At 40.9% G+C, this 16,987-nt stretch carries 8 protein-coding genes; 2 read left to right on the top strand and 6 right to left on the bottom strand.

Translation table 11 applies throughout. The features are described from left to right. Positions 1-39 precede the first annotated feature (39 nt). From IZT61_RS08685 to IZT61_RS08675, 3 genes are all read right to left on the bottom strand, one after another. On the bottom strand, positions 40-1,035 hold the full coding sequence (locus IZT61_RS08685; protein ID WP_196100765.1) for a formimidoylglutamase: 996 nt from the start codon (positions 1,033-1,035) through the stop codon (positions 40-42). Positions 1,036-1,283: 248 nt separating this feature from the next. Further along, positions 1,284-2,582, bottom strand: a complete 1,299-nt coding sequence (locus tag IZT61_RS08680; protein ID WP_196100764.1) for a DEAD/DEAH box helicase — start codon at positions 2,580-2,582, stop codon at positions 1,284-1,286. Between the two features lie 230 nt (positions 2,583-2,812). Continuing rightward, positions 2,813-4,150, bottom strand: a complete 1,338-nt coding sequence (locus IZT61_RS08675) for an APC family permease (RefSeq protein WP_196100763.1) — start codon at positions 4,148-4,150, stop codon at positions 2,813-2,815. Positions 4,151-4,498: 348 nt separating this feature from the next. On the opposite strand from IZT61_RS08675, the gene IZT61_RS08670 reads away from it, so the two are divergent. Next, entirely contained in the window at positions 4,499-6,367 is a 1,869-nt protein-coding gene (locus IZT61_RS08670; RefSeq protein WP_196100762.1) for a DNA topoisomerase IV subunit B, read from the top strand. Positions 6,368-6,401: 34 nt separating this feature from the next. Further along, a complete protein-coding gene (locus tag IZT61_RS08665) occupies positions 6,402-8,543 on the top strand; it encodes an ATP-binding protein (RefSeq protein WP_196100761.1) in 2,142 nt (713 codons plus the stop codon). Between the two features lie 122 nt (positions 8,544-8,665). Here IZT61_RS08665 and IZT61_RS08660 read toward each other — a convergent pair whose 3' ends face one another. The 3 genes from IZT61_RS08660 to IZT61_RS08650 are packed head-to-tail and all read right to left on the bottom strand — an operon-like array spanning position 8,666 to position 16,987. Further along, a complete protein-coding gene (locus tag IZT61_RS08660; RefSeq protein WP_196100760.1) occupies positions 8,666-9,688 on the bottom strand; it encodes a YihY/virulence factor BrkB family protein in 1,023 nt (340 codons plus the stop codon). Positions 9,689-9,696: 8 nt separating this feature from the next. Then, the gene (tamL, locus tag IZT61_RS08655; protein ID WP_196100759.1) at positions 9,697-12,012 is read right to left on the bottom strand and encodes a translocation and assembly module lipoprotein TamL; all 2,316 of its coding nucleotides are present in this window, start codon (positions 12,010-12,012) and stop codon (positions 9,697-9,699) included. Further along, a complete protein-coding gene (locus IZT61_RS08650) occupies positions 11,996-16,987 on the bottom strand; it encodes a translocation/assembly module TamB domain-containing protein (protein ID WP_196100758.1) in 4,992 nt (1,663 codons plus the stop codon). Before IZT61_RS08650 ends, tamL begins: the two co-directional genes overlap by 17 nt.

The raw sequence follows: 16,987 nt of genomic DNA, 5'->3' as shown, positions 1-16,987 counted from the left end.
ATAATTCGAAAGACTTCTAAATGTAGAAGAACGATTGGCTTAAGCTTTAAGGTTTACTTTTTGCGTTTTAATAAAATCGCTTATTAAGTAAGCGATCAATTTAGCGGTCGACTTGCTTTCTTGGCCATCCAACAGCATTGATGCGCCCTCGGCAATGTGTAAATAAGCAAACTGCTTGTCGCAAGTTAGAATGAGTTTACGAATATCGTTTACTGAGAAACCAGTCGGGCTGCTGGCGCTGCTGAGCACATTTTCAATACAATCTAAGTCGATCTCCAGCCCGGCGCTTGCTTTCATACCCGAAAGTAATTTCTTTTCGTCGGCCCCTTTTAAAATATCGTCGAAAAATACGGCAGTTAATTTTGGGTTGCTGCCGATCTGACTCATAATGGCTTCGTTATTATAGTTTTGATGTAAGCCGTACATAAAGTAGTTGCCTAAATAGTTGTTGGCAAAGGCATAAGTAAAGCCATTTCCGCTGTGGCGGCCTTCCATTGTGCGCAAATCGGCATGTGCATCCAGGTTCAATACGTCTATAGCTTGTCTTTTCGCCAGGGAAGTTCCTTTTAGTATCGGGTAACAGTTGTTGTGACCTCCACCGATAACAATGGGCGTTTTGCCCGCTGCTACAATCGCTTTGATGATTGGATAAACCAGATCGTCGATTTTTGCAACTTTTTCTCTTAACGCATTCACCGACGAACTGTCGGGCTCGTCAATCTCAAAATGGCCAAGTACCAAAATTTCGTTGCCACGCAAAAAGTGATTGCTTTGAATGTTCATTAAGGCTTTTAATGCGGGTTGCCATGCTGTAGTGGCGCCGGCGATGCCTAAATTGGCCCTGATTCCGATATCTTCAGGAATGCCGAGCAGCACAAACCTGGCTTTGCTTTTAGCCAGTTCGGTGGTCGAAACCAATGTATTTGCCGAAGAGTCGCTGTAGGTTTGCACCCTTTCGCCAAGCTTGGTTTCACCGTAGCGTCCATTCACCAACTGATCGATATCGCTTTGCGAATATATTTTAAATCTGTCCATTATAAATCCTCATTCAGATAATCGCTCTTATTGTGGCCTTAAAACATGTCCTCAAACTCAAGATAGCGATTATGCGGTGTCAGCTAACTTAGTAAAAATAAAGCATACCTTTGGTAACGAGGGAAAGGCGTGATACAAAAAAAGCCAAGCTTTTTTAAAAAACTTGACTTCTCGTATGTGTTGACTGTTAGTGATTTCGTTTTTGATTCTAAGCCTTGTACCTTCAGCCTTTCATCTTTCTGCCATAATTAAGCTTTGGCTTTTTTTCTGTTACCACCAAAGCGCCTGTTATTGCTGGCATTACGTGGTTTGCCGCTCATATTTCCATCGCCGCCTTTTTTGCCGCCACCACCTTTGGACTGTGCCTGCGGTTTGCGTTTAACCTGATTTTTGGCCAGCATACTTTCCCAGCTTAACGGATACGGATGATCATCAACAACCGGTAAGGTAATTTTAATCAGTTTCTGGATATCCAGTAAGTATTCGTTTTCTTCAGCATCGCAAAATGAAATAGCAATACCATTTGCTCCTGCACGACCAGTACGGCCAATGCGGTGTACGTAAGACTCGGGAATATTTGGCAGCTCAAAGTTGAAAACGTGCGATAACTGATCAATATCGATGCCCCGGGCCGCGATATCAGTAGCTACCAACACACGAATTTTCCGGTCTTTAAAATCAGTTAACGCTCTTTGTCTAGCATTTTGCGATTTATTTCCGTGAATAGCTGCAGCCTTTATCCCCGCATGGGCTAAATCTTTAACAATTCTATCGGCGCCATGCTTGGTACGCGTAAAAACCAAAGCAGTTTGAATGTCCTTATCTTCCAATAAATGGATCAATAACTTCTTTTTATCTGGCTTATCAACAAAATAAACCGATTGAACGATGGTTTCGGCAGTCGACGAAATTGGCGTAACCTCTACCTTTGTTGGGCTGGAGAGAATGGTGTTGGCCAGCTTTTGAATTTCATCGGGCATAGTGGCCGAGAAAAACAAGGTTTGGCGTTTTGCAGGCAATTTCGCTACCACTCTTTTTACATCGTGTATAAAACCCATATCGAGCATACGGTCGGCTTCATCAAGAACAAAAAGCTCAATGGTGTTTAAATTGACAAAACCCTGGTTCATTAAATCCAGTAAACGCCCAGGCGTAGCTACCAAAATATCAACGCCCCTTTTAAGTGCTTCTACCTGCGAGTGTTGATTTACGCCGCCAAAAATGACCAGATGGCGCAAATTTAAATGGCGTCCGTAAGCTTTAAAGCTCTCTTCAATTTGAATGGCAAGCTCGCGAGTTGGTGTTAATACTAACGCTTTTATGTTTTTTGTGGCTTTACTGTTGATGTGTTTTTCGTGCAGTAACTGCAACATCGGGATGGCAAACGCTGCAGTTTTACCTGTACCTGTTTGTGCGCAGCCTAATAAATCTTTTCCTTTTAATATTGTTGGTATGGATTGCTCCTGTATTGGGGTAGGTTGTGTATAACCTTCGGTCTCAAGTGCCTTTAAAATCGGCTCAATGAGGTTTAACTCTTTGAATAACATGTATGGTTTTTTAAAACATTATTGAAGAAGCTAGAACGATCAATTATGTTGAAGGACTAACTTGCGGAGAGAATGTGCCATATCGTTCCGATTGCTATCGGATGGCAAGCCCTTATTCCTGCTTCGGAGGCAAAGGTACGAATTAATAATGGAATATAGGCAGGTTATTTGATTGGCTGGGGCGGTGGCGCTTAATTCTTCATAAAAATTGCCTTTCATCCGGCTCGATTTCACTTCTTATTAAACAACCTCGAAATGAAGTAAATGGCCAAAAACCCGACGAAGATGTACAAACCATTTAATGCAGCATTCGGATCGTCGGCGTAAATGCTGAAAGCAACAAATGTGTAAGCACCAATAAATACGATGGGCAATACCGGGTATAATGGAACGGTATAAATTGTTTTTTTATCGAGATGTGCAGTTCTTTTGCGGAGAACAAAAAGGGTTGCCGCCGAGCTGGCCATACTAATGCTTTCGAGAAAGATGGTATAATTTAGTATTTTATCGAACGTTTTTGCGTAAAAAATGATAACCACCGCTACCAGGGTAAAAGCGGTTAAGCTTAAGGTAATTACCTCGGTTTTTTTGTTTATTTTGCTAAAGGCCCTTGGTAGAGCACCTTCTTCGCCCATGGCAAACATAGCCCTCGGGTTACTTAGTAAGTTTACATTTACATAGCCCATAACCGAAATGAAAATGATAACGGAGAGCATATTAAAGCCTGCCTGGCCAAATATTTTCGAAGCCAATATGGCGGCAATGCTTTCTGCCGACTTCAACTCTTCGAAACCGATAACTTTAACGTAAACATAGTTAAGTATCAGGTAAAGGCTAACAATTACGGTTAAACCAATAATAATGGACCGCGGAATTACTTTTTTGGCTTCCTTAACCTCTCCCCCAAAGTTGATGGTTTGGGCATACCCGGCGTATGAGAACGAAACTGCAATTAAACATAAACCTAAAGCCTTTCCATAATCGAACCAGGTTGGGGTGTTTCCGGTTGCAGTTTTAAACACTGGCGAAATGGTTTGCGGTTGGCCGCCAAAAAACACGGCGCAAATGAGCGTCAAAATTAACCCGATTTTAATAACTGTTAACACGTTTTGCGTTTTGGCGCTGGCTTTTAGCCCTAAAAGATTAATCAGGTAAAACGTTAGTATGGTGGTAATGGCAATAGCTACCCGGTAAGTTTCTGTTTGCATACTAGCAGGCAACACAATTTTAGCAAGGTATTCTGCCCCGATAATTGAAATGGCCGCTACCGAAGCGGCGCTCGAAATAAGTACAATGCAGTTAATGGCAAAAGCAATGGAAGGGTGATAAGCTATGGAAAATATTTTATAATAGCCGCCGGTAAGTGGATATCTTGATCCGATTTCGGCATAAGTTAAAGCGCCACAAAAGGCAACAAAGCCACCAATAAACCATGCCAAATAAAAAAGGGCCGGAACCTGAGCGCTGGAGGCAACGTTTACAGGGGTACGAAAAATGCCCATGCCAATAACCAGACTAACCACAATCATGGATAAATCGAAGAGTGAAAGTTGCTTTTTTTGCTCCATGGAAAGGCCGGTTATTGTTGATGCGAAGATAGGGAAATTATAGGTGATAGCAGAGCGAGGCGAACAACAGCTGGTTTTCAATACCTTATATTACTGCTTAATTATGCTCGCTTAATTTTTTTCCTCGCCATTTGTTGAAATTTTATTTTGCGAGCCTCGAAGAATAAATCTATTATTGCAGAATAATATTTATTGTTGAGCACCTGAATGTAAAGACAGACTTTCAAGATGCTAACAAAATCATTCCTAACACCTTATTGGCTTGATTTAGACTTACCGAATCTCTCGGAACTGTGGGCCGTGCATTGATTTGCATGGGTTATCAAATCAATAAACAACATTGAACTTATGGCAGAAGTAATTTATAACGACGACAGTATTCGGTCATTAGACTGGAAAGAACACATCAGACTACGCCCCGGTATGTATATCGGTAAGCTTGGTGATGGCTCTGCGCAAGATGATGGAATATATGTTTTATTAAAGGAAATTGTAGATAACTCTATTGATGAGTTTGTGATGGGAACGGGCAAGACGATCGAAATTACCGTTTCAGAACAAAAAATAAACGTTCGCGATTACGGACGTGGCATTCCGCTTGGAAAGGTTATCGATTGCGTAAGTAAAATCAACACAGGTGGTAAATACGATAGCAACGCCTTTCAAAAATCTGTGGGCTTAAATGGTGTCGGTACCAAGGCGGTAAATGCCTTGTCGACCAGCTTTACTGTTCAATCTTATCGCGACGGCAAAACTAAAAAAGTTGAGTTTTCGAAAGGGGAGATTGTAAACGAACAGCCTATAATTGATACCACGCAGCGAAACGGCACCGCCATTACTTTTTATCCCGATGAAACCATTTTTAGGAACTATCACTATATTCCTGATTTTGTTGAGAGTATGGTTTGGAATTACGTTTTCCTCAATACGGGATTAACGATCAATTTCAATAACCAGAAATATTTTTCTGAAAGAGGTCTTTATGATTTACTTTCTAAGTTTAATAAGCCCGAAGAAATCCGCTACCCGATTATCCACATGGTGGGCAGCGATATCGAAATTGCGATGACGCACGGTCAGCAGTATGGCGAAGATTACCATTCGTTTGTTAATGGCCAGCACACTACACAGGGCGGAACGCATCAGGCTGCTTTCAGGGCTGCTGTAGTAAAAACCGTTCGCGAGTTCTTTAAAAAAGAGTTTGATGCCGCCGATGTGCGTTCATCAATCATTGCTGCCATTTCGATACGCGTGCAGGAACCCGTTTTCGAGTCGCAAACAAAAACCAAGCTTGGCTCTCAAAATATGGGCCCCGAAGGTCCGTCTGTAGCTACTTTCATCAACGATTTCGTTAAAAAGGAATTGGATGATTACCTACACAAAAACCCCGAGGTAGCCGATGCCTTGTTGAAACGAATCATGCAATCGGAGCGTGAGCGTAAAGACATTGCAGGAATTAAAAAACTGGCCAACGACAGGGCGAAAAAAGCGTCGTTGCATAATAAAAAACTTCGCGATTGTAAGGTGCATTTTAATTCAACGCATGAGAAGCGTTACGAAACCACCCTGTTCATTACCGAAGGTGATTCTGCTTCCGGATCTATCACAAAATCGCGTGATGTAGATACCCAGGCGGTGTTCAGTTTAAAAGGTAAGCCGCTTAATTGTTATGAGTTAACCAAAAAGGTAGTTTACGAAAACGAGGAATTTAACCTTTTACAGCATGCGCTAAATATCGAAGATGGGTTGGACAGTCTGCATTACAATAATATTGTTATTGCAACAGACGCCGACGTGGATGGAATGCACATCAGGCTATTGATGATGACTTTCTTTCTTCAGTTCTTTCCTGATTTGGTAAGGGCCGGCCATGTTTACATATTACAAACGCCTTTGTTTAGGGTTAGAAATAAAAAAGAAACTATTTATTGTTACAGTGACGAGGAACGCCGAAACGCGATAGAAAAATTGGGCAGCAAGCCCGAAATTACCCGTTTTAAAGGGTTGGGAGAAATTTCTCCTGATGAGTTTGGCCTCTTTATCGGTAAAGACATCAGGCTCGACCCCGTTATTTTAAAAGATCAAACCATAAAAGGACTGCTTGAATATTACATGGGTAAAAATACGCCCGACAGGCAGCAGCACATTATTAAAAACCTGCGCATAGAAAAAGATGAGGTAACGGAAGAGGCTAAGGTGATCGATGATGTAGCGTAACTGGCAGTGATCCGTCACGAAGTTAAATCAACGCATGAAACCTACTAAAAATTCAGCGATAAAATATTTGCTGGTCGTATTTTTAATTCTTGTCATTTTTGGCACAACTGCAGGTTTGTTCGTTAATTTTTCTAAAATACCCCTGCTAAAATCGGCCAGTAAAATGGTGCGTGCACAGCGCAATTTCAGCAAGCTGGATAGTTGTATTTTTAGTTTGTACAATGCCGAGAACAGCTGCCGAATGTATATTGTAAGTGGCGAACGGATTTATTATAAACGCTTTGTAAATGAAATAGCCGAAGTGTCGATGATTCTCGATTCTATTGAGGCCCAAAACCTAAACGAATCATCGTTTTTTATAGATGGTGTTGATGCCTTAATTGAACAAAAGAAAATGCGCACGGCACAGTTTATTGAGCTTAAACACTTATCTGATAGCCTTATTAATTTCTCGGTCAAGGTAAATAAGCAGGTGCCCCAAACCGTGCAAAATGATCGGGTTTTTACCACAAGGCAATTTAAAAGCATCATTAAAGTTGATACCATAAAATCGGGCAGGGCACCGGTGCAGAAAAAAAAGTTTTTTCGCCGAATTTTTCAAGCCATACGTGCCAAAGACACAAAAGCGGTTGATAGCTCAAAATCCACCATTGTTAGAACTCAGATTTCTGCCGATACTTCCTCTGTCAGCATGGAGTATAATAAAAAGCAACTTAAAACCATTAACGATTTTTACTCCAATTTATACAGCCTAAATAAGCAGTTGAAAACCAAAGAGCGCCAACTGCTGGATATCAATCATAAGCTCATCGTTTCAATTGTTGATGGATTAAAGAAATACAAGGAAAAAGAGAAAAACTATTACGCTGCTATTGAGGAACTGGCGAGTGTATCGACTTTTACGACGATAGAAAACCTGGATAAATTTAACTGGATTTTGCTTGCCTTTATTTGCGGATTGTTGCTTTTTGTGTTTTATACCATTTACAATTTCTACAAAAACGAGAAGGCGCTGATCGATTTTAGCAATAAGGCGGCCACCTATGCACTATCGAAAAGCCGTTTTTTGGCTAACATGAGCCACGAAATCAGGACGCCCCTGAATTCGATCGTCGGTTTTTCTGAACAGTTGAACAATGCCAACCTGCAGCCCGAACAGCGTGAACAGGTAATTGCCATCAGGAACTCTTCGATTATGTTGCTTGATGTTGTTAATGATATTCTCGATTTCTCAAAATATGAAACCGACCAGGTTACTTTAGAAAGGATTGCTTTTTTGCCTTATGTTGCCATTAAAGATGTTTTTGAGAGCCTGAAATTACAGGCAGATAAGAAGAAAATTGCTTATGAACTGGACATTAATTTCGAGAAATCGATAGTTATTTTAGGCGATCCATTGAGGCTTAGGCAGGTAGTGATGAACCTGCTAAGCAACGCCATTAAATTTACCAATGCAGGCAGCGTGAAACTGAGCGCCAGGCTTATGCCGGGACAGGGCAATAACGCTCAATTGTGTGTAGAAGTGGCCGATACGGGACTCGGCATTAATCGCGAAGACCAGAAAATTATTTTTGATGAATTTGCGCAAGTGTATTATGCATCGAACAGACGCAAGCAACAAGGCACCGGACTGGGCTTAGCGATCTGCAAAAAGATTGTGGAGTTGCAGGGCGGTAAAATAGAGGTGAAGAGTGAGGAAAACGAAGGATCGGTGTTTTCCTTTATTTTGCCATTCCAAATTTCAGAACAATCAGTTGAGGAAAGCATTATTGATGTTTTTCCCGTTGCCGACTTAAAAAAATTGGAAGGAAAAAAGGTGCTGATTGCAGATGATAATCTGCTGAATATATTACTGGCCACTACGATTTTAAAAAAATACAACATCGCATTCGATGCAGTTTACAATGGCAAGGAAGCCCTCGAGCTTTTTAGCGAAAACAATTACGACCTCGTTTTGACTGATATCCAGATGCCTGAAATGGGCGGCCTTGAGCTTACACATAAAATTAGAAGTATCAATGATAAGCGCAAACAGCATGTTCCGATTCTAGGTGTTACCGCAAATGTAATGCAAGAAGACCGTGAGAAATACCTCCAATCGGGAATAAATGAACTGGTGCTAAAGCCTTTTATGGAGCAGGAGCTTATCGAGAAAATAGTGAAGTTTGTTGGTTAGTTTTGAGTCTTGAGTCTTGGGTCTTGGGTCTTGGGTCTTGGGTCTTGGGTCTTGGGTCTGAACAAAATGCCAGACAAGTTAGCTATTTATCAATAAAGCAATGAACAAATGAACCAATCAGCCTATTCTTTCGGCGAATCTACCGTATCTTCCGGATGTTGCGGGGGCAGCACATCTACTTCGTCCTCAACAATGGTAACTTTGGTGAACACCGCATACTTACTGGGTCTGATTCCGCCATCATATTTTTCGGCATACGCTTGTGTAAATTCTGCCCCGAAATAAAGTATTATCGAGGTATAATAAATCCAAAGCAGGATAACGATGATGGAGCTTGCGGCGCCAAATGCCGATCCGGGGTTTCCTTTCTCGATATAAATTCCAATCAGGTACTTACCAAGGCTAAACAGAATTGCGGTAAACAAAGCACCAAGAATTGCCGACCTCCACTTAATTACCACATCGGGCAACACCTTAAATATCACGGTAAAAACAGCGGTTACGGCGGCCAAGGTGATGGCGTTATTTAAGATGTAAATAATAAGCGCCATGGTTTCATCTGCAACAGGTACAACTTTATCAATTTGGCTTTGAGAAAGTAAAGTGCCCAATCTATCGCCCAAACTCACCACAACAGTGTTTACGACAAGTGAAACCAGCAATAAAAAACCCATTGAAACAATTAGCGAAAAGGAGAGTAGACGGTTGGTAATCATTTTGAGCCAGCCTTTTTTCGGAATGGCCCTCACTTTCCAAATCATGTTGATGCTATCCTGAATTTCGATAAAAATAGCAGTAGAACCGACTATCAATGTAGCTATACCGATAATTAAGCCAATGGTAGATTGTCCTGATTTTGTGGAATGCTCAACAAATCCCTGAATTTGGGTTGCTGCATCGGGGCCCACCATATCGGTAATTTGCGCAAAAAACTTGTCGCGGGTTTCGGTATTGCTTTTATCGCCCAGAAAAAGCGTAGCTGCCGATAGAATGATGATAATGAGCGGTGTAAGCGAAAAAATTGTGTAATAGGCTAAAGAAGCACTAAGCTTTGTAATTTTATCTTCTGCAAATCCTTTTCCCGCCGCTATAAAAAGATGGTATAAAGCTATAAAGAACTGTTTTATCTTTTTGATTATCTTCATTATATCTATTAAAATGGGTACCCAATACCGATATTAAAAATCAGGTTATCTCTTCTCCAGTCTTTGTCGCCAAAATTGACATCGTCAAATACCCAGCGCTGACCAATTGGAAGGTACGGTTTTCGAACCGGAAACGCAACATCTAAACGAACAACAAAAATCGAAGCGTCTACACGTAAGCCAACCCCGGTACCCACGGCCAGTTCTTTTAAAGCATTTTTAAATTTAAATTCTGATCCTGGTCTGCCCGGGTCGCCCGTTGCCGGATTTCCTACATCTTCTTTTCTCAACCAGATATTTCCGGCATCAACAAATAATGCACCGTATAAAATACTTACCAATTTAAATCTCAACTCTGAGTTAAGCATCAGTTTAATGTCGCCACCTTGATCTGCAAAAACTGCATCTTCGGGTACTCTGTACGTTCCGGGGCCCAAGGTGCGGGCTGCAAAGGCACGAATATCGTTACTTCCGCCGGCAAAAAACTGGCGAACAAATGGGAGTGAAGTGCTATTGCCGTAAGCATAGCCGTAACCCACGTTTAATCGGTTTGCCCAAATTAAGCTTCGGGTAATTTTATAGTAATCGCGTAAATCGGCCTCGGCCCTAATAAACTGGGTAAGTGGCGTATTCAATATGGTGCGTTTGCCTTCATTATTTTTACTGGTAAATAAGCCCCAAACGTTTCCTGCGGTTTCTATTCCACCGAAAAAATAGGTGTTGTTCCGGCGGCTATCTTCCATTTGATTGGTATACGTGAAGTTATAGTTACTTCCTATAATAAATTGGTTTTCAAGCGTAGAACGAAGCAACGGGTTTACCGCAAAGAGACTATCTTCTACACGCTTGCTAGGAAAGCCTGTTGAAACATAGTTTATGGAGATCGGGTTGAGGTTATGCTCTTTATAAAGGTTCTCTTTAAAATTGTAACCAAATTCTGCTTTTGATGCGTTTAGTGTGTACTCAGAACCTCTGTTAATCATTTGATATGACAACGTAGCAATGGTTTTTGGAATAAATGAGTTGGTACTGTTTGCTTTGAAGAATGGTACAATAAATCGTGGAAAAGTGAGCTTAGCCTCGCCAGTTAACGAAAGTGAGTTTTTCCCTTGCGAAGTACCTTTTACCTGTGTTTCAAAACCGCCGCTTACGCTAACATCCAACTGCTCGGCGCCCCTAAACAAATTTCGGGTGGTTTGTGTAACCTTCAATTCAGAGCCCACAAAATTGTTCGATTTACTGGTTCCTACGACCGAAAAGCTGAGTGAATTTTTCTTTAGCGGCGTGAGGAAAATGTTCAAATCGAGCTGGTTGTTTTTAAAGCTGTCAACAGGTAAAAATTCCATTCTTACATCTTGAAAAGCCCCAATGTTCACCATTCTGTTTAGCGATTTGTTATGGTCTTTACGGTTGTAGGCTTCGTTTCTCTTAAAAAACACCAGACGATCAAAAAGCCCCGGTTTAAACGTATTGCGGTTATCGTAAATTTTGAAATCATTATATTCTAAAGGTTTCAGATTTCTTAAAACGCTGTCGCGTCTCAACGAGTAATTAGGAAAAATGTTCACTTCCTTGATGGTGTAAGGCTTGAGGCCCGCATCGGGAGCAATGTCTTTCACTTTTACCGTAACATTAGCCAGATTATTGCCAATGGTACTATCCACCTGAAGAATTAGATAATCGGGGCTGAAGTAAAAATAACCTTTCTCTTTCAGGTCGTTATCAATCCTGATCCGCTCATTTTTGTAAACATCCAGATCGTAAAAATTGCCTACTTTTAAAAGTGTTTTGTCTTTATTTTCATTGATCACCTTTGTTAACACCCCTGTATCTGGTGGAAATGTTACTTTGTTTATTTTATAGCGGTCGCCGGTATTTGCTGTGTAAATCGCTTTCCCTTTTTTTCCATGCGTAACCGTATCGCCGGTAACCTCGGCCTGTAAATAGCCCTGAGAAATGAGGTAACTTTTTAAAACATCGTTATTATACCTCAGCTTTACTTCGCTCAACAATACAGGCGGTTCACCCTGTCTCCTTAGCCAGTTTCTAAATCCCTTTGGTTTTGTGGGTTCTCCGGCTAAATTGTAAATGCCCAGTTTATATTTTATGCCTAAAATAGATTTGTTCGGACGCGGTCGGGTTTTACTTTCCAAATCGGCCTTTACCTGTTTTTGATCGGCAATTCTTTTTCCCGAATCTGGGTTAATGTTAATATCGGCGCCGGTATATAAAAACTGGCCTGGTTTTAAATTTTTGGTCGAGCTACATCCAGCGCAAACTAAGCAGGCCAGAAAAAATATTGTTGGTCTAGTTAGTTGTTTCATCTTTACGTTTTTGTTCAATGTTTCTGTTTCTTTTTGGTCTCTTCTTCTGGAATATCTCTCTAAATTTATTGTAGTCCATTACCAGGGCAAAGCCTAGTCCGGTTTCTACTATCTGGCCCTGAATAACGCTTTCGGTTTGGTTTCTTCGATAGGCCCTTAAACGGTATCTGCCATCGGCCGATAATGCGTATTCGATATTTACGTTACCGGCAATGTTGGATGAGTTTTGATTAGCTGTTTGCGGTCCTTCCAATCCGAAAGAACTTCCAACAGTGATTGTTAACCTATCGTTAAGTAATTTTTTCGACAAGCCAATTTCCAGATCTGTTTTTTGCTCAAGCGACCCTGTAGAATAATCTTCGGAAGAATTTACCCCAAAGTTTAGCTCTACACCCTGTATTAAATCGGATGCCAGATTGTTCAGCTGCTCGGTTAGCAATTTGCTCACGCTAGATCGGGCAAGTGTTGAAAGGCCGCCACCGCCGCCAGCCAAACTCTCAAACGGATTGTTGGCAATAAATCTGTTTAGTGCAAGCAATGCAAAAACCTGCTTATTCAACTCGTTCTGATCGCGGTTTACATTAATCAGCTTGGTTTGAATTACCGTGGCCAGCGTTCCGCCCTCGCCCTCGGGCAAGGCTATTCTAAATGAAATAACAGGTTTGAGCAATTCGCCCTTCAACATTAAGTAAACCTGAAATGGAAGTTTCGTTTTGGCTACGTAATTGTCTGCTTCGTTTAGTAAATCGATAGGGGCGGCCTCAACTTCGTACAAAGCGGTAATATTGGCATTTGCCGAGGTTGGTTCTCCCGTCCAAACAATGGTACTTCCCTTCACCAGCTTAAACTCTTTTTTAACTACAGCCAGTGTTAAACTGTACGAACCATCGATTATTTCGTAGCGGCCTGTCATGCTAATTTTTCCGCTCGGATCAATCGTCACGTTTAAATCTGCATTACCTTTAACCTTTAAATTATCGCCATTGGCAGGGTCTACAATCACATTGAGCTCTGCATCGGGATCGATTGTTACCGTGGCAACAAGGTTCAGTCCCTTAATTGGCGATTTGCTTAAGCTATCTACCTTTAACGCTTTTTGACCGTTAAACGGAGGCGCATCCGCATCAATAAACTGAACAATTCCTTCCTGATCAATTACCGATGGATCGTTTGCCGGCAACGCAAAGAAAAACTTGGTTCCCTTGTTTACTTTAACGTCCATGTTTACATCGGGCTGGTTTAAATCGCCACGAACACGGATGCGGCTGGTTAAGAAAACCGTTCCGTAAATCATTTCGTTATCGGCCGCCGTTGAGTTTAACGCCCTGAAATTATTCATATTAATATCAAGCCCAAACCGATAGTTTTTGTAATCTGTGGTATAAATTTTACCATCGATGGTTGCCTTTTGATTTAGCGAATCGATCAGCGTGAAATTATCGAAAGCAATTCCTTCGCTGTTGAACGAGATTTTTTCGTTGGGTATGCGGAAATAGGAGTTTACGTACGCAATATTTACCCCAACGTTGTTGAAACCAATATCACCAGTAATTTTTGGCGCACTTATTTGGCCTTTAACACTTAGTTCACCCGACACGGTTCCGGTACCGTTCTTTAATTGACCTTGCGAAAGGCTTTCTACGCTCTTCATGTCAATTTTATCGATGTTTACCTTTAAGTCTAACGCACTTTTCGGCCCGGTGTAATAAAACCCGTTTACCCTTAGCTCGTGTACGCCGGTTAATGCTGCATTCACTTCAAAAGCATTTTCGGTATTATTATTTACTGCTAAGCGCAAGGTGCCCAATTGATCTTTTTGATAGCGTAACTGATCGATCGTTAAATTGGCCTCAAATTTTGGTGTCGATGCTAAGTCTTTAACATTTGCTGTTCCGTTTAACCGTCCGCCAACTAATGTGGTATCGGTTTCTGCAAATTTTGTTAATGTTTCCAGCTGAAAATCCTTAAAATTAACTGTTAGCGGTGCATTGGGCTGCGTAGGGTTGCTGTTTATAGCGAGCGATTGGCCACTATTGCTAATTTCGAACTGATTAACCAATATACCCGATTGGCCAAACTGGATGTAGTTATTTTGCGAAACTACCCATTTTTGGTAGTCTAGTAACAGTTTTTGCGGATCGAGCGTGAATTTAAAATCCTTATTAATCGATTGGAAAGTTCCACCGATAACATACTTGTCTTTCAACTGCCTGTCGCGTAGAAAAATGTTTACCCCAAGTACGTTATTGGCCGCATCGCCACTGATTTCGGTATTAAAAAGTGAAATAGATGGGCTTGTTAAACCTTTAACGGTTAAGGCGTATTCGAGCTTGTTGTTATCGTTATTGATATTTAAAACGGTTGTATCTACTTTAAAATCGCCATAAACAACCTGCGGAAAGTTCCCCCTGATTTGAAGGCTGTCTTTTTGCGTATCAATCAATCCGTAAAACTCCGATTTCTTAAAAGTGGTTAGCTCGGGAACAAAGTTTTTCAACAATTTAGAGTCGTAAACCTGTACCGCAAACCTAACACGTTGATCGGGAATTTTAGTTACCTCGCCAAAGGCGTAATATTTGTTTATTTCGTTAATAATTGCGCTTCCAACTTTAGTTAACTGATATTTACCATCAATTTTTGCAGATAAGATTTCAGATTTTAAGGTCAACTCGTTTGCTGTGGCAGTAGATTTCGCCCTAACAGAAATGGTGTCGACATCAAGTTTCTGTTTGTCTTTTACAATTTGTAAGCCAGTAATGTCAACAGCACCATTTAGGTAATCTGCATCAGCGGTTGGCAGATCAACCTTGATCAATCCGGCGGCTGTTAAAACTGTCGGGCTAAAGTGAAGCGCCTGGAGATCAAGCTGTTTTAAGTCTAAATTGGCCTTAACCGATGGGTATTTTCCCGCAAGGTTTACTTTTGCATTTAAGTCGAAATTTGCATTAGCATCGGGCATACTACCTTTTATGGCTATGTTTTGCGCCGAGTATGTTCCTGCAAGATTTAAATTTTTATAAGTGTATTGGTTGTAATAAGCGCTGATTACTTTGGCATTAAACTTTGCGCTGATCTTTTTCGGATCTAAACCGGTTCCGGAAACGTTGGCCTTTGCAGAAACACGCCCCAGTTTGGGTTGCATTTTTAGTAACCTACCCACATTGAAATTGTTCAATGCAACATCAGCTTTGTAATTTTCCCTGCCTTTAGGGCCTTTCATTACCGCATTTAAAACAGCGCCACCCATATCTGTTTGCACGTTCAGGTTGGTGTTAAAATCTGTCATCGATCCCTTAAACTTACCTTTTGCATCAATTACATTTGGCAATTCGATAGTTGGCGGTAAGGACTTTTTCGGTACGGCTACCAAAATATCACTTTTGGTAACATGCACCTTTTTAATGTTTAAATCGAGGTAAGCCTTATTAACATCCGGCAAGCCTTTAGCTGTACCGCTGATGTCGATTTGCGTATTTTTTAAGCCGCTTATTTGCAGGCGTGGTATGTTCAGGTTATTTAAATATCCATTCACATCGGCATTAAGCTTAATTTTTTCGTTGCGATAGTTGGCTGGCAAGGCATCGCTGAAATAGCTGGCATCTTTAAGACCAATTACGGTGTTTTTAAAGTTTAGTGCCAGCTTTACACGTTCAGGATGTTTGGTTAAATCATCCATCGATGTAAAGTTCAGTTCTGTTGCGTTCTCAATGGTTGTATTTGGCGTTTTAAGCACAAAATCGCTCAGCTTAATTTGTTTATCATTGTAAACCGCATTTCCCTTTAATTCATTTAAGGCAAAGCCACTTTTCTCTTTTAGCGAGCCATTTTTAACGTTGGCTTTTATGCCAGCGGCACTGTAACTGATATCGGCAGCGCCAAAATTCAAGCCTGTAATTTTAAGGTGATTAAAGTCCATCCCCTTTGGCGCAGGTTTGGCACCTAAATTATCAAACTGGAAATTATTATCGGCTAAACTGATGTTTTTGATTGTTAATCCGAGTGGCGATGCCTCTGGCGCTACCGTATCCTTAACTTTTTTCAGATCGTTGCTGGGCGCAGGTTTAAATGCAAACAGAATATTTGATTTGTTTAAATGCGCATCGCCAACGGTATATTTACTGTTCGTTAGGTCAACTTTCAGGTTTACAAGGCCGAGGTCGTTCACATCTGCAACCGCTTTTGTGGTCGAAATCTGATCGTCGTAATTCACCTTAACATTATTGAAAGCAAAATTTTCGACTTCAATGGTAGGCAACTTGCCAGTTTCTTTTTCGGCGCTATCTACACTGTTGGTAATGTGCTGTACGAGTTGCGTTAGCGGTTTCTGTTGAAGGTAGCGTAAAGAGGTGTTGCTTAGGTTTAAATCGCGTATAACATAATGCTGATCAGCTAAATCGAATGTTTTAAGCTTGGTTTTTAAGGCGCCGAGATAAAGTTTTACATTGTTTCCGGCAACATCATCGCGATAGGTGATGCCAATATCTTCGAGAGAAATTTTATCGATTGAAAATTTAAGCGTCGAGGACGTATCCTGAGTAACCTTTTCTTCAGGTTTTTTCTCCTCACTCATGAAAGCATCAACTAAAAAAGAAAAATTGAAGGTCGTATCGGGGTTGACCCTTTTTACGTTTGCCCGTATATTTTTTAGTTCAATATTGTTTACCTCAACGGTGTTTTTCAGCAACTTAAACAAGCTGATATCCACAGCGAGCTTTTCGGCATAGAGCAGTGTATCACCTTTTAAATCTTCGATATAAAATTTATTTAAGACCACATCTTTCGGCAAAGCAATCTTGATGCTTTCAAGGCTGATCTCGGTTTTGGTTTTGGTTTTCAGGTAATTAATGGCCTTTCCCTTTACAAAGTTTTGCACTGCAGGGATATTTAGCGAAAGGGCGATGCCAACTATTAGTATAATAATTGATGCGATAACCCAAAGTAAAATTTTGAGACTTTTGCGTACGTATTTATTCAA

Origin of the sequence: Pedobacter endophyticus (assembly GCF_015679185.1) — a bacterium.
Classification (GTDB): Bacteria; Bacteroidota; Bacteroidia; order Sphingobacteriales; family Sphingobacteriaceae; genus Pedobacter; species Pedobacter endophyticus.
This window is presented reverse-complemented; position numbering and strand designations above follow the sequence as displayed.

What these genes read in the sequence shown, in the direction of transcription:
- IZT61_RS08675 (WP_196100763.1), bottom strand. Translation starts at nt 4,150, where the DNA reads ATGGAGCAAAAAAAGCAACTTTCACTCTTCGATTTATCCATGATTGTG.
- IZT61_RS08660 (WP_196100760.1), bottom strand. Translation starts at nt 9,688, where the DNA reads ATGAAGATAATCAAAAAGATAAAACAGTTCTTTATAGCTTTATACCAT.
- IZT61_RS08665 (WP_196100761.1), top strand. Translation starts at nt 6,402, where the DNA reads ATGAAACCTACTAAAAATTCAGCGATAAAATATTTGCTGGTCGTATTT.
- IZT61_RS08680 (WP_196100764.1), bottom strand. Translation starts at nt 2,582, where the DNA reads ATGTTATTCAAAGAGTTAAACCTCATTGAGCCGATTTTAAAGGCACTT.
- IZT61_RS08670 (WP_196100762.1), top strand. Translation starts at nt 4,499, where the DNA reads ATGGCAGAAGTAATTTATAACGACGACAGTATTCGGTCATTAGACTGG.
- tamL (WP_196100759.1), bottom strand. Translation starts at nt 12,012, where the DNA reads ATGAAACAACTAACTAGACCAACAATATTTTTTCTGGCCTGCTTAGTT.
- IZT61_RS08685 (WP_196100765.1), bottom strand. Translation starts at nt 1,035, where the DNA reads ATGGACAGATTTAAAATATATTCGCAAAGCGATATCGATCAGTTGGTG.